We start from the raw sequence: 13,646 nt of genomic DNA, 5'->3' as shown, positions 1-13,646 counted from the left end.
CGGCCTGCGCCGGGACGACGGTGCCCTCCCAAACACCACCGTCATCCCGGCGCAGGCCGGGATCCAGAATTGCGGCAATAAAGCTCGCCTGGGCGGCTCTATCCACCCTACGGTTTCTCGTTCGCCTCCCCTTCCTCACTCACCCGCACACTCGCCGTCATGCCCGCACTCAACTGGATATCCGCCGGCAATGGGTCGAGCTTGATTCGCACGGGAATCCGTTGCGCCAGACGCACCCAGTTAAACGTCGGCTCCACATTGGCCAGTAGCTGCGCATCCGGAATCGCGTTGCGGTCGGTAATGCCGCGACTGACGCTTTCAATATGGCCCGTCAGCGCCTGCCCTTCGCTCATCAACCACACCTTGACCGGTGCGCCGATGCGAATACGCGGCAGCTTGGTTTCTTCGAAATAGGCCTGCACGTAGAACGACTGCTCATCCACCAGTGCCATCACTGGCTGCCCGGCCGTAACGTAGTTGCCCTGGGCCAGGCGCAGGTTGGTGATTTGCCCGGTACGCGGCGCGCGCACTTGGCTGCGAGCCAGGTTGAGTTCGGCCAGCGCCACATCGGCCAGGGCTTCCTTGAGCGAGCCACGGGCGATGTCGGCGGTGATCTGCGCATTTTCCTTGAGTTCGGCACTGATGGCCTGGGGGCCCAGGCTGGCGCGGCGCTGGGCTTCATGGTCGCGCAAACGCAACTGCTGCTGACGGGTGTTGGCAACGGCCTGGGCTTTATCCAGAGCGGCCTGATAGCGCTGACGGTCGAGGCTGAGCAACAGGTCGCCGGCCTTCACTTCCTGGTTGTCGTGCACCTTGAGGTCGACAACCCAGCCGGACAGGTCCGGAGCAATCACCACCACATCGGCGCGAATGCGCGCATCACGGGTCCAGGGCGACAGCATGTAATAGCGCCACAAGTCATAGCCGGCCCAGATGGCCACCGCCACCAGACACAGGGTAATCACCACCCGCAGGGTTGAACGCATACGCCCTTCTCCTTACCAACGACTGGTTACGGCAACCACGGCCGCCAGTACACACACAAACAAGGCGGTGTCGAACAACGCCTCATGCCAGATCCAGCGCGCTACGCCCACGCGCTGCAAGCCCAGGCGCAACAGCCCGGTGCACAGCAACGCCAGCAGCACGTACAGCAAAAACGGGCTGAGCAATACACCACCCAGTGCCCACTCACGCAACGCCATGGTCGGCCTCCTTTATCGGCGCAGCTTCTAACGCCGCAGCTTGCTGCGGGGTGTAGGGGTTCAGTTCCGACTGTTCGCACCACAGCCGCCAACTGAACTGCAGTTGCAGCAGCGCGGCCTGGGCCAGGCGACGGTCGATGCTGCTGCCAGACTCGCGCAAGGCGCTGAGCAGATCGGCCACCGGTTTATCCAGTGCCGACACCGAATGGCCTTGCGGGCCTTCCAGCAGAACAGGTTCGAGGGCGCGCATAAAACGCGCCTCGGCATCGTGCAAGTCCGGGGAATCGGACACTTCCAGGCAACGGCGCAGATGCAGCAGCTCATCGCCCAGGTCCAGGCCACTGATGCCATCGTCCCAGCGGCTGCGCGCGTGCGTCGGCAACACCGGGTAGTGGCGGGCCAGTTGCAACAGGCGATCGGCCATACGGCCACCAAACCAGTTTTCGGCGCCGGCCAATGGCCGCTGCGGCAGGCGGCTCAAGTCCACGAGCATGGCGTGCAACAGGCGCTGGGCGTGCCAGACCGGGTTACGCAGGTCGATCACGCGGAAAATCTGCACGGCAAAGCCCACGCCGAGCACGATCGCCACGGCCTGGTTAAGGAAGGACGCCACGTCAAAGCGCATCAGATTCTGCGGCGCGCAGAGCACGATAAATTGCAAGGCAAAGGAGGTGCAGGTGCCGGCAATGGCCGGTTTGGTCATGCCCAGCGCAGCAAAGAACAGCGGCACGCCCAAGGCCAGGCACAGCAAGGGAAAACCGCTGAGTTGCGGCAACAGCAGTTGCCCGACCACGAAGGCGACGGGCAAGGAATAGATAACGCCGCGCAGAAAGCCAAGGCCGATCTGCGCGGCGTTTTCGCGGTTGGCGAACAGGCTGCAGAGCACGGCGGTCATGGTCAGGCCGCCGGCAGCGGAGGTCCAGCCGGTGGCCAGCCAGAAGGTGGCAATCAGCAAAAACGCCAAGCCACTGCGAAAGCCATACAGCGAGGCCATTTGGATATCGCGGTGCCAGGACATGGCCCGCGGCGCATCCACCGGGGCTACGCCCTGCTCCACCGCATTCAAGGTCTGCTGCGCGGCCAGCACCTGGCGCACGAGCAACGCCAGACGGCCCAGGCAATATTGCTGCACGGTAGGCAAGGCGGAGTCATCGATGGCCGCGAGCAGACGGTCGCGCAAGGCCAACAAGGTGCTTTGCTGGGGGTCATCCAGCGCCTGTTGAACCTCAGCTAACCACGGCTGCACCTGCTGCGCTTCCGCCGGCGACAATTGCCGCCATTGGCGGGCCACACCGCGGGCGAGGCGCAACTGGCTGAGCAGATCACGGCTCAACACCCGCAACGCCACGGCCCGCTGCCGCCCGCGACTGCCTTCAAACCAGGCGTGCTCGCGCTGGGCATCCACCGCCACAATGCGCCCCAGCGCGCCAAGCAAACCTTGACGTTCCTGGCGCTCACCGCTCAATGCTGCCTTGGACGCCTGAATGCCGGCCGCCCATGCATCGCGCGCCTGCTTGGCCAGCAACTGCTCCACCCGCTGCGGCCAGAGCAAGGCGCTGATCACGGTGGCACAGGCAATGCCCAGGGAAATTTCAGTGCAGCGCGACACGGCCTGATCGAACACATTCAGGGGGTTGCTGATAGAGGGCAGCGCAATGATTACCACCGTGTAGCCGGCCAGCACAAAGGCATACGACCAGGCGCTGCGCAGCAAGGTGGAAGCGGCGGTGCAGATGCCCAGCCAGGTGGCCAATACCAGCAAAAACAACCACGGCGTCTGGGCAAAAAACGCCATCACCACCACCGACATCACCGTACCGACCAAGGTGCCACACAGTCGCGCCAGGCCCTTCTGCACCACCATGCCTGACAGCGGCTGAGCGACGATCACCGCCGTCATAAAGGCCCACTGCGGCTGCTCCAGCCCGAAACGCATCGCGCACCACAACGCCAGGCCTGCGCCAATGAGGGTTTTGATCGCAAATTTAACGGCGGGCAGATCAGGCGCAAAGAACGCCTGCAACGGAGTGCGCACGGCAGCAACCTGTCAGGGAACACCCATGCACGATAGCTGTTGTGCGGGAGAAAGGGGATGCAGCGCCAGCAACAAATTATGGGCCCGACATAGGTCGCGCTTATCTGTAGCAGCGGCTTCAGCCGCGATCGGCCGGCCCTGGAAACCAACGTTACCGATCACTCCAGAAATTCAAACGCCTCGCGACTGAAGTCGCTCCCACAAAAATCACAGACAAAAAAAATGGGCAACCGAAGTTGCCCAAAAGCCTTGCGTGCCCGTGAAACCGTAGAAACGTCCTTACTGCGCTTTGTGCTTGCGGATGTCGCTACGGATAAACCAACCAATACCTGCGAAGAACGCGAACATGAGGCCCACTGTTGCCAGACCTGCGAATACTGCAACGTCGAAAAACATAGGAACCTCCTGATGTGTCCCTGAAAACAATGGACACAGGATAGGCACCTGGTTTGGCGCGAGAGTTGATCTGCGTCAACGGCAAATAAGGTGAAGGGTTGGGCGAGGGAAATACTTGGTTGCCGATGGGAGATAGCGGCAACGCGCGGGGCTTTTTCAGGGCTTTTTCGGTTTGTTCTTGGGCTTTTTCTTTTTGGCTTTGCCCAGCGGCATGGCCTGCTCGAAGGCGTCGCGCACTTCTTTCAGGCGTTTTTCCTTGAGGTCGTGAGCGCGTTTGTCGCGCTCGGCGGCGAAGTCGATCAGCTTGCTGTCATTGCTCATGGCTGGGACCGGATAAGACGAAAGGTGAGGTTAAGCCGTGGCGCACAGGGTTTGCGCGTTTTGGCCACCTGATGCTGCCAATAATGCTGCGTCTGCCCGGCCATGACCAGTAGCGAACCGTGTTCCAGCTCCAGCGAGTGCTCAATGCGGGTACTGCCGACCCGGCGCAGATCAAAGCGCCGCGTGCCGCCCAGGTTCAGCGACACTACGGTGGGATTGGCCCCCAACACGGCCTCGGCATCGCTATGCCAGCCCATCGAGTCCTGGCCGTCGCGGTAATGGTTGATCAGCAACCCATTGAAGCGTTCCCCCACCTCCACTTGCACCCACTCGCGAATCTCGGCCAAGAGCGGCGTCCAGGGCAGCGGCTGGTGGGTCATGCCGGAATAGCGGTAGCTGGCGTCGTCGTCGCCATACCAAGCCAGCAAGCGCGGCACGGGAAAATGCTGGCCATGGATAAACACCTGCGGCTGCTCCCACGGCGTGCGGGCCAGGAGTTCGGCAAGCCAATGGTCTGCCGTGCGCGCATCAACCCAGTGCGGGGTGTAGCGCAGGTCGGCATGGGGAAGGGCAATCGGGGCTGTATCGAAAAGGTCCAAACCACTCGCTCTACACTTCTACGTCAACCCACAAACCTTGGCGTGGCAACTGCTCGATCAGCTCCTGATCCTCCTCCGCCACTTCGCCTTCGGCCAACTCCGCCGCGCTATAGCCACGCCGCTGCCGCCGCCGGCGCTGCTCTTCCCAGAGCAATTCCTCGGCCTCTTGCTCGTTGCGCTTGTCCAGGGCGACATCGTTTTCTTGCGGTGCACTTTCCACGGGCGCAACAACCGGCAGCGCAGGCACTGGCTTGATCAGGTCTTGCTGGGTTGGCACCGTGACCAGGTGCGGCGCAATGGGGGGAAGCATCAGCAGCTATCCTTCAAGACGACCTAGGGAACGCGGGTAATTAAAACTACCCTTGATCAGGCTGTCGGCCGGTAAATCGACGACTTTAGCCGCGCATCGCTACACTTTTAGCATATACATAGGGTGTTTGGCCTTTTTTGACGCCCTGGTTGGCATGCAAGGCAATGGGCCAGTAAGCAATTGATGTTCATCGCCTTTGGCCAGGGCCGCCGGGTTCCGTTACCATAGCCGGCTTTTTCAACGCGGGAGACAGGCATGGCGCAGCAGTATGAACCGGGGCAACGCTGGATTAGTGACAGCGAAGCGGAGTTGGGCTTGGGTACGGTGCTGGTACAGGACGGCCGCATGCTCACCATGCTCTACCCGGCCACTGGTGAAACCCGCCAATACGCCACCCGCAACGCACCGCTGACCCGCGTGCGTTTCTCGCCTGGCGATGAAATCACTCACTTCGAAGGCTGGAAGCTGACCGTTCAGGAAGTCGACGATATCGACGGTCTGCTGGTCTATCACGGCCTCAACGCGCAGCACCAGCCCGTCACGCTGCCGGAAACCCAGCTGTCCAACTTTATTCAATTCCGTCTGGCCAGCGACCGCCTGTTCGCCGGCCAGATCGACCCGCTCGCCTGGTTCGCCCTGCGCTACCACACGCTGGAACACACCAGCCGCCAGCTGCAATCCTCGCTCTGGGGTCTGGGCGGCGTGCGTGCACAGCCCATTGCGCACCAGTTGCACATTGCCCGCGAAGTGGCCGACCGCATCGCCCCGCGCGTATTGCTGGCCGATGAAGTGGGCCTGGGTAAAACCATCGAAGCCGGCCTGGTTATCCACCGTCAGTTGCTGTCCGGCCGCGCCAGCCGCGTGCTGATTCTGGTGCCGGAAAACCTCCAGCACCAATGGCTGGTGGAAATGCGCCGGCGCTTCAACCTGGAGGTGGCGCTGTTCGACGCCGAACGCTTTATTGAAAGCGACGCCAGTAACCCGTTCGAAGACTGCCAGCTCGCCCTCGTGGCCCTGGAATGGCTGTGCGAAGACGACAAAGCGCAAGACGCCCTGTTCGCCGCCGGCTGGGACCTGTTGGTGGTCGACGAAGCCCACCACCTGGTCTGGCACCCGGAACAGGCCAGCCCGCAATACCAGTTGGTTGAGCAACTCGCCGAAGTCATCCCGGGCGTGCTGCTGCTGACCGCCACCCCGGAACAGCTCGGCCAGGACAGCCACTTTGCCCGCCTGCGCCTGCTCGACCCGGCACGCTTCCACGACCTGGAAGCCTTCCGCGCCGAAAGCGCCAACTACAAGCCGGTGGCCGAAGCGGTGCAAGAATTGCTCGACCAGGGCCGCCTGTCCCCTGCCGCGCATAAAACCATTCAGGGTTTCCTCGGTGCCGAAGGCGAAGCCTTGCTGGCTGCCGTCACCGATGGCGATATTGAAGCCTCGGCGCGCCTGGTGCGCGAGCTGCTCGACCGCCATGGCACCGGCCGCCTGCTGTTCCGCAACACCCGCGCCGCCGTGCAAGGCTTCCCCGAGCGCGAACTGCACCCCTACCCGCTGCCCTGCCCGGACCTGTACCTGGAATTGCCGGTGGGCGAGCACGCCGACCTGTACCCGGAAGTGAGCTTCCAGGCCCAGCCGGAAGCCAGCGAAGAAGAACGCTGGTGGAAATTCGACCCGCGCGTCGACTGGCTGATCGACACCCTGAAGATGCTCAAGCGCGTCAAAGTGCTGGTGATCTGCGCCCACGCCGAAACCGCCATGGACCTGGAAGACGCCCTGCGTGTGCGCTCCGGCATTCCGGCCACGGTCTTCCACGAAGGCATGAACATTCTCGAGCGCGACCGTGCGGCGGCCTACTTTGCCGACGAAGAATTCGGCGCTCAGGTGCTGATCTGCTCGGAAATCGGCAGTGAAGGCCGCAACTTCCAGTTCTCCCATCACCTGGTGCTGTTCGACCTGCCGGCGCACCCGGACTTGCTGGAACAGCGTATCGGTCGCCTCGACCGTATCGGCCAGAAACACACCATTCAGTTGCACGTGCCGTACCTGGAAAACACCCCGCAGGAGCGTCTGTTCCAGTGGTACCACCAGGCGCTGAACGCCTTCCAGGCCACCTGCCCCACCGGCAACGCCCTGCAACAGCAGTTCGGCCCGCGCCTGCTGCCGATGCTGGAAAGCGCCGACGATGGCGACTGGCAAGTGCTGGTGGACGAAGCCAAAGCCGAGCGCATTCGCCTCGAAGGTGAACTGCACAGCGGCCGCGACCGTCTGCTGGAATTCAATTCCGGCGGCTCGGGCGAAGGTCAGGCATTGGTCGAAGCAATCATCGAGCAAGACGACGAATTCGCCCTGCCTATCTATATGGAAGAGCTGTTCGACGCCTTCGGCATCGAGAGCGAAGACCACTCGGAAAACGCCCTGGTGCTGCGCCCCAGCGAAAAAATGCTCGACGCCAGCTTTCCCCTCGGCGACGACGAAGGCGTAACCATCACCTACGACCGCAACCAGGCGCTGTCGCGTGAAGACATGCAATTCCTCACCTGGGAACACCCGATGGTGCAAGGCGGCATGGACCTGGTGCGCTCCGGCTCAATGGGCAACACCGCCGTCGCGCTGATCAAGAACAAGGCGCTCAAACCCGGCACCGTGCTGCTCGAACTGCTGTACGTCAGCGAAGTGGTGGCCCCACGCGCCCTGCAGCTGGGCCGCTATCTGCCACCGGCCGCCCTGCGCTGCTTGCTGGATGCCAACGGCAACGACCTGGCGGCCAAGGTGTCCTTCGAGAAGCTCAACGACCAGCTGGAAGCCGTGCCGCGTGCCAGCGCCAACAAGTTTGTGCAGGCCCAGCGCGACAGCCTCAACCAGCAGATCAACTCGGCCGAAGGCAAGATCAGCCCACGCCATGTTGAGCGCGTAAACGAAGCCAAACGCCGGTTGGCAGCCGATACCCAGGAAGAGCTGGCACGCTTGACCGCCCTGCAAGCGGTCAACCCAAGCGTGCGTGACAGCGAGCTGGAAACCTTGCGTAGCCAGTGCGAGCAAGGATTGGCGATGCTGGATAAAGCGGCGCTGCGTCTTGAGGCGATTCGGGTTCTGGTGGCAGGCTAACTGCCCTTGTAGGGTGTGCTCCGCGCACCACGCGTTCCCTATTCGAACGCGACGGTGCGCATAGCACACCCTACAAAAGCCCGGCGCTATAAACCCATCTGCTTACTGATGATCTCGTTCATCACTTCCCGCGTGCCGCCGCCAATCGACAGAATCCGGTTGTCGCGGTACAGCCGCTCCACTAGGCTTTCGCGCATATAGCCCATGCCGCCAGCCACCTGCACCGCGTCGTAGACAATGCGGTCGGCAATATCCGTGGCGAAGTTCTTGGCCATGGAAATCTCCTTGATCACCGACTTGCCCGCCGCCATCTTCGCCGCCTGGCGATAAGTGAATTCGCGCGACACCTCCAACTGCGTGGCCATCTCCGCCAGCCGGTGCTTGAGCACCTGGAATTTGCCAATCGGTTTGCCAAACGCCTCGCGCTGGCGCGCCCAACTCAGCGATTCTTCCAGCGCCAGCTCCGCCGTCATATTGGCCATGATCGCCAACGCCAGGCGTTCGGACTGGAAGTTGGCCATGATGCCGGCAAAGCCCATGTTCTCCACGCCAATCAAGTTGTCCACCGGCACCTTGCAGTCATCGAAAAAGAGCTCAGCCGTATCGGATGCCCACCAACCCATCTTTTTCAGCTGCCGGCCCACGGTAAAACCCGGTGTGCCCTTCTCGATCAGCAACAGACTGACACCGCCAAACCCATCCCCCCCCGTGCGCACCGCCACTGTGTAGTAGTCCGCACGCACGCCGCTGGTGATAAAGGTTTTGCTGCCGGTAACGCGATAGAAATCGCCATCGCGCACGGCGCGGGTTTTCAGGCTGGCGACATCGGAGCCGCCGCTGGGCTCGGTGACGGCCAGGGCGCAGATTTTCTCGCCGCTGAGCACCTGCGGCACCACGCGGTCACGCACCTCGGGGCGCGCCCATTTGAGAATCGGCGGCAGGCCGATATCCAGCGAACCGAGCCCCGCCACCAAGCCGCCGGAACCGCAGCGCATCAGCTCCTCACTAGCCGCCACTTTGGCGAATAAATCGCCCTCGTGGCTGCCGCCAAATTGCTCCGGATAGCCGATGCCCAGAATCCCGGCAGCACCGGCTTTGAGGTACAGCTCTCGGGGAAAGCTCTCGGCTTCTTCCCAATCCGCCACGTGGGGCAGGATCTCGCGCTCGACAAAACGGCGGACCGAATCACGCACCAACTGATGCGATTGGTCGAAGTATTCCTGGAAGGCAGGCATGGCAGGCTCCGGCAAGGGTTTGGCCGACCATACCGAGCGCTTGCTTGGTTTTCAACAAACTTTCGGTGGCGAACCCTTTAAACCGTTTTCGCGAAGGCTTTAATCGGCAAGAAAGAAAACACACCGTCGTTCACGCGCAGGCGCCGATCTGGCACGGGTGACGCCGCTCGCCGCAGAAGTCTGGATCCCCGCCTGCGCGGGGATGACAGAGGTTGGGTGAGAGATGGTAGTTGGCGGGCTTAGAACTTCTGAATGACAGTCGCCATCACATTGCGCTCTTCGCCGTAGTAGCAGTAGTTAAGGTTGCCGCACGAGGCGACGTATTTCTCGTCGGTCAGGTTGTTGGCATTCAGGCGCACCGAGGTGCCTTTGAGGCCGACGTTGGCCAGGTCGTAGCTGATAGACGCGTCATACAAGGTGTAAGCCGGCACATATTCGGTGTTCTCCGCATCGGCCCAGCTTTTTCCGACATACCGCACGCCGGCACCCAGGCCCAAGCCGGCCAGGCCGCCTGCATTGAAGCGGTAGTCGGCCCACAGGCTGGCCATATGTTCGGGGGTTTGCGAAGGCGTGTTGCCCTTTACGTCGCTCTCCACCCGATTGATGTCGGTGCTGAAGTAGCTCTTGGCGTACTCAACCTTGGTGTAGGTGTAGCTGCCCAACAAACGCAGGCTGTCGGTGATATGCAGGCGGCCTTCGAGCTCGATGCCCTTGGACTCGACCTCGCCGGCATTGCGGTAGAAGTCTTCGTTGGCGAGCTTGGTGGCGACGTTCTCCTGATTAATCTGGAACACCGAAACGGTGTACAGATCATCGGTATCCACCGGCTGGTATTTGATACCGGCTTCCCACTGCTTGCCTTCGGACGGCTCGATCAGGCTACCCGCTGCGTCGCTGTAAGTGGACGGGTTGAACGACTCGGAGTAGCTGACGTAGGGCGCAATACCGTTGTCGAACTGGTACAGCACGCCGGCACGGCCGGTAAGTTTGCTGTCGTTGAGCGAGTTCTCGGTGCCAGCCGGGCGGTTCACCAAACCGGTGATGCCGCTGTATTCGTCGACGCGGTTTTCTTCCGACACCTCGAACCAGTCCTTGCGCAGGCCCAGCGATATATTCCAATTGTCGACTTCGATCAGGTCCTGCACATACGCGCCGGTCTGTTCTTTACGACGCAGGTAGCTGTTGAAGTCATACGGCGGGTAGTAGGTGATGGTTTCGTTGCCGTACTTGGGGTCGAATGCATCGAGGGTGCTGGCCACGCCATTGGTCCAGTCCACCACGTTCTTGATGCGCTGGTAGTCCACGCCCATGACCAGGGTGTGCTGGGCGGCACCGGTGTCGAATTCGGCCTGGGCCATGTTATCGACGATCCAGGAGTGCAGCTTTTCCTCAGCGCCGGTGTAGTAGCGGGTCAGTTCGTTATCGGTGGCGTAGCCGTAGGCGTACACCTGCTTCTGCGAGAGGTCTGAATCCAGGTAGCGGAAGTTCTGCCGCACGCTCCAGACATCGTTGAAACGGTGCTGCAGTTCGTAGCCAAACATCTGCTGCTCACGACTGGCGGTGTCGTTGCCCGGCTCGCCTTCGAAGAACGAGGTATCAATGCGCTGGCCATCGCGCTTGTGCAAGGTGCCGGAGGCCGGCAGGCCGCCGTGGTAGCCGGCTTGCGGGTCACTTTGCAGGTAGGCGTAGAGGTTCAGCGAGGTGTCTTCGCTGAAGTTCACCAGCAGGCTGGGCATCAGGGTGTAGCGGGTTTCTTCGGTGTAATCGAACTGGGTGTCGGTGTCTTTGGCCAAACCCACCAGGCGGTAGGCGATGTTCTCATTCAGCGGGCCAGTGAAATCGAACCCCAGGCTCTTGTAGTCGTTGCTGCCAGCCGACAGCTCGATTTCGTTGCTGGCGTCGAACTGCGCACGTTTGGTGGTCAAAGCCACCAGACCGCCCGGGTTGCTGCGGCCGTACAGTACCGAAGACGGGCCTTTGAGCACGTCGATGCGCTCGATGAAATACGGGTCCACCTGCAGGCTGCTGTAGGTGCCGGCGTCGCTCATGGACTTCAGGCCGTCGACGATGATGTTGTCCACCGAGCCGTCGTTGAAACCGCGCATCGCCACGTAGTCGTAGCGGTGGGTGGCGCCGTAGGGGTTGGTCAGCACGCCCGGAGCGTAGCGGATGGCTTCGGACACGGTTTGCGAACCCTGGTCGTCCATTTGCTCGCGGGTAACCACCGACACCGATTGCGAGGTGGTGAGCAGCGCCTTGCTGGTTTTAGTCGCCACGCTGCTGTGGGTGGCGTTGTAGCCTTCCATGCTGCCCAGGGCGTTACCCAGGGCAAACGCGTTGATCGAAGCGGCAGGCAACTCTGCCGCGCCGCTGCCGTCGCCGGTCTTCACGGTGTAACCGCCCTGCCCGTCGCGGCCAGCGCTCAGGCCGGTGCCAGACAGCAAGCGGGCAAAGCCCTGCTCCACGCTGAAATCGCCTTGCAGGCCCTGTGTGGTTTTACCTTCGGTCAAACGGCCATCCACCGACAGCAACACGCCGGCTTCACCGGCAAAACGGCTGAGCGCCGACGACAGCGGCCCGGCGGCAATCTGATAGCTGCGCACCGCCTGTTGTGCGGCCACCGGGTCAGCTGCCTGGGCCAGCAACGGTTGTAAAGTCGCCAGCGGCAACGCCAGCAAAGCCAGGCGCACGGCCCCGGCGGTGGTGGACAACAGGAAGGAATTCGAAGCCATGGACAGTTCCGTTCGGTGGGTGGCTGCACGCATTGCGCATGCCCTATGCACCAGAGGCCAAGCGAGAAAGAAAAAGGGGAACCGCAATATGAATTTTTTTTCTCGCCATTGAGGGAATGGCGTAGGGCGAATATCCGCCGTCGGAAGCGGCGCCTACTTCAGCGGCGGATACGCCACGGGCGTATTCGCCCTACGCCGTTGCATTACGCGTCGGTACGCGGCTCCACGACGGTCCACCACGGCGTACGGTGGCGGATGCGCACCGGCAGGCTGCTTTGCAGCGCGGCAAATATCTTCTCGCGGTCGGCCAAGGGGTAGGCGCCGACCAGGCGCAAATCGGCAATCTGCGGGTCGCAGCCGAGGTAACCCGGTGTGTACTCGGCCAACTCGGCAATAAAGTCGTCCAAACGCCTGTTGTCGGCCAGCAGCACGCCGTGGCTCCAGGCTTGGCGACCGGGCTCGGCCGCTTGCACAGCGCCGATGCCGGCGGCGGTAAAGCGCACTTGCTGGCCTGCGCTAATGACCTGCTGCGCGGCGCCCTGCACTGGGCTGATTTGTACCGCGCCGTCGAACACGCTGAGCTGGGTGTAGCCCTCGCCCTGGCGCACGCTAAAACGCGTGCCGAGCGCGCGCATGCGGCCTTGTTGGCTATCGACCACCAGCGGCCGCGCGGGCACCAGGGTGTCGTGGGCGCTTTCCAGCAGCACCTCACCCCGCAGCACCTGCACGCGGCGCAGGCTGGCGCTGTAGTCGATATCGGCGGCACTGTTGGTGTTCAGCCACAGCTGCGTGCCATCGGCCAGACGGGTTTCGCGCACTTCGCCCGTGGCCGTGCGCTGATTGGCGGCCCAGGCTTGCAGGGTGCCGCGCCGTGCGGTGGCCAGCGCCAGCAGGCCGCCGCCACACAGCAGCGCCAGCATGCCGATTGCCCGACGCCGACTGCTCCCGGCGGCGCTCAAGGCCTGCCCGGCGGCACGGCGGCGGTCGCCCGGCACACGCTCGAACTGGCCGCTGATGGCCTCCACCCGTTGCCAGGCCGCCGCGTGTTCGGGGCTCGCCGCCAGCCACAGGCGCCAGGCCTGGCGCTGCGGCTCGCTCACCGCCCCGCCGCTCAAGGTCGCAAACCAATCAGCGGCCTGCTGCAGCACGGCGTAATCGAGGGCAGGCGCTTTCATCCGGCTTGTTCCAGCAGCAGGCAGTGCAACATCGCCTGGGCCATGTATTTCTTCACCATGCGCTCGGACACCAGCAAGCGCTCGGCAATTACCGCGTAAGTCAGGCCATCGAGCTGCGACCACAAGAACGCCTGGCGCACCTTGGGCGGCAGGCGCAGCAGCATGGCGTCGATGGCCAGCAGGGTTTCCATGATCAGCTCGCGCTCTTCCGGCGACGGCGCGTAGTGCTCCGGTTGCAGGGACAGGGCGTCGAGGTAGGCGCGCTCAATGGCTTGGCGGCGCCAGAAGTTGACCATCAGCGAATGGGCAATGGTGGACAGATACGCCCGTGGCTCGCGAATGGCCGGCAGGTCAGAGTCTTTGCTCAGCACGCGCATAAAAGTGTCTTGCGCCAGGTCGGCCGCGTTGTGGGCGCAGCCCAGGCGCTTGCGCAGCCAGGCGTTCAGCCAGCCGTGATGCTCGCTATAAAGCTGCTGCAGGGAGTGCTCGGCGGTAGAAGCGTGCACAGGAAAATCCATTGCCCACGAAAAGTGCGC

12 protein-coding genes are annotated in these 13,646 nt (G+C 62.6%); 1 reads left to right on the top strand and 11 read right to left on the bottom strand.

The window, feature by feature from the left end:
• Positions 1-107: 107 nt before the first annotated feature.
• The 7 genes from PKE98_RS12995 to PKE98_RS12970 all read right to left on the bottom strand — a co-directional run bounded on the left by PKE98_RS12995 (position 108) and on the right by PKE98_RS12970 (position 4,866).
• The gene (locus tag PKE98_RS12995) at positions 108-986 is read right to left on the bottom strand and encodes an efflux RND transporter periplasmic adaptor subunit (RefSeq protein WP_271195715.1); all 879 of its coding nucleotides are present in this window, start codon (positions 984-986) and stop codon (positions 108-110) included.
• Positions 987-998: 12 nt separating this feature from the next.
• Entirely contained in the window at positions 999-1,205 is a 207-nt protein-coding gene (locus PKE98_RS12990; protein ID WP_271195713.1) for a DUF1656 domain-containing protein, read from the bottom strand.
• Positions 1,192-3,240: an FUSC family protein gene (locus PKE98_RS12985; protein ID WP_271195712.1), complete on the bottom strand. Its 2,049-nt coding sequence runs from the start codon at positions 3,238-3,240 to the stop codon at positions 1,192-1,194. The genes PKE98_RS12990 and PKE98_RS12985 overlap by 14 nt, the downstream gene beginning before the upstream one ends.
• A gap of 279 nt (positions 3,241-3,519) precedes the next feature.
• The gene (gene ccoM, locus PKE98_RS26945) at positions 3,520-3,636 is read right to left on the bottom strand and encodes a cytochrome c oxidase subunit CcoM (RefSeq protein ID WP_305889193.1); all 117 of its coding nucleotides are present in this window, start codon (positions 3,634-3,636) and stop codon (positions 3,520-3,522) included.
• 156 nt (positions 3,637-3,792) lie between these two features.
• On the bottom strand, positions 3,793-3,957 hold the full coding sequence (locus PKE98_RS12980) for a hypothetical protein (RefSeq protein ID WP_271195711.1): 165 nt from the start codon (positions 3,955-3,957) through the stop codon (positions 3,793-3,795).
• On the bottom strand, positions 3,954-4,556 hold the full coding sequence (locus PKE98_RS12975) for an alpha-ketoglutarate-dependent dioxygenase AlkB family protein (RefSeq protein WP_271195710.1): 603 nt from the start codon (positions 4,554-4,556) through the stop codon (positions 3,954-3,956). Before PKE98_RS12975 ends, PKE98_RS12980 begins: the two co-directional genes overlap by 4 nt.
• A 10-nt stretch (positions 4,557-4,566) precedes the next feature.
• On the bottom strand, positions 4,567-4,866 hold the full coding sequence (locus PKE98_RS12970) for an aspartate-semialdehyde dehydrogenase (RefSeq protein ID WP_271195708.1): 300 nt from the start codon (positions 4,864-4,866) through the stop codon (positions 4,567-4,569).
• 255 nt (positions 4,867-5,121) lie between these two features.
• Here PKE98_RS12970 and rapA point away from each other — a divergent pair, with 255 nt between their 5' ends.
• Positions 5,122-7,968, top strand: coding sequence for an RNA polymerase-associated protein RapA (gene rapA, locus PKE98_RS12965; protein WP_271195707.1), 2,847 nt, complete (start codon positions 5,122-5,124; stop codon positions 7,966-7,968).
• Between the two features lie 86 nt (positions 7,969-8,054).
• On the opposite strand, the gene PKE98_RS12960 is transcribed toward rapA, so the two are convergent.
• The 4 genes from PKE98_RS12960 to PKE98_RS12945 form a co-directional block, all read right to left on the bottom strand.
• A complete protein-coding gene (locus PKE98_RS12960) occupies positions 8,055-9,203 on the bottom strand; it encodes an acyl-CoA dehydrogenase family protein (protein WP_271195706.1) in 1,149 nt (382 codons plus the stop codon).
• A 239-nt stretch (positions 9,204-9,442) separates the two neighbouring features.
• Positions 9,443-11,935: a TonB-dependent siderophore receptor gene (locus tag PKE98_RS12955; RefSeq protein WP_271195705.1), complete on the bottom strand. Its 2,493-nt coding sequence runs from the start codon at positions 11,933-11,935 to the stop codon at positions 9,443-9,445.
• A gap of 203 nt (positions 11,936-12,138) precedes the next feature.
• Positions 12,139-13,110, bottom strand: a complete 972-nt coding sequence (locus PKE98_RS12950) for a FecR domain-containing protein (protein WP_271195704.1) — start codon at positions 13,108-13,110, stop codon at positions 12,139-12,141.
• Complete coding sequence (locus PKE98_RS12945) at positions 13,107-13,628, bottom strand: sigma-70 family RNA polymerase sigma factor (protein WP_373877851.1); 522 nt, start codon at positions 13,626-13,628, stop codon at positions 13,107-13,109. The genes PKE98_RS12950 and PKE98_RS12945 overlap by 4 nt, the downstream gene beginning before the upstream one ends.
• Between the last annotated feature and the right edge of the window lie 18 nt (positions 13,629-13,646).

Source organism: Pseudomonas turukhanskensis, from assembly GCF_027922365.1.
GTDB classification, from domain to species: Bacteria; Pseudomonadota; Gammaproteobacteria; order Pseudomonadales; family Pseudomonadaceae; genus Aquipseudomonas; species Aquipseudomonas turukhanskensis.
Note: the sequence above shows the minus strand (reverse complement) of the source record. Positions and strands in the feature narration are given on the sequence as shown.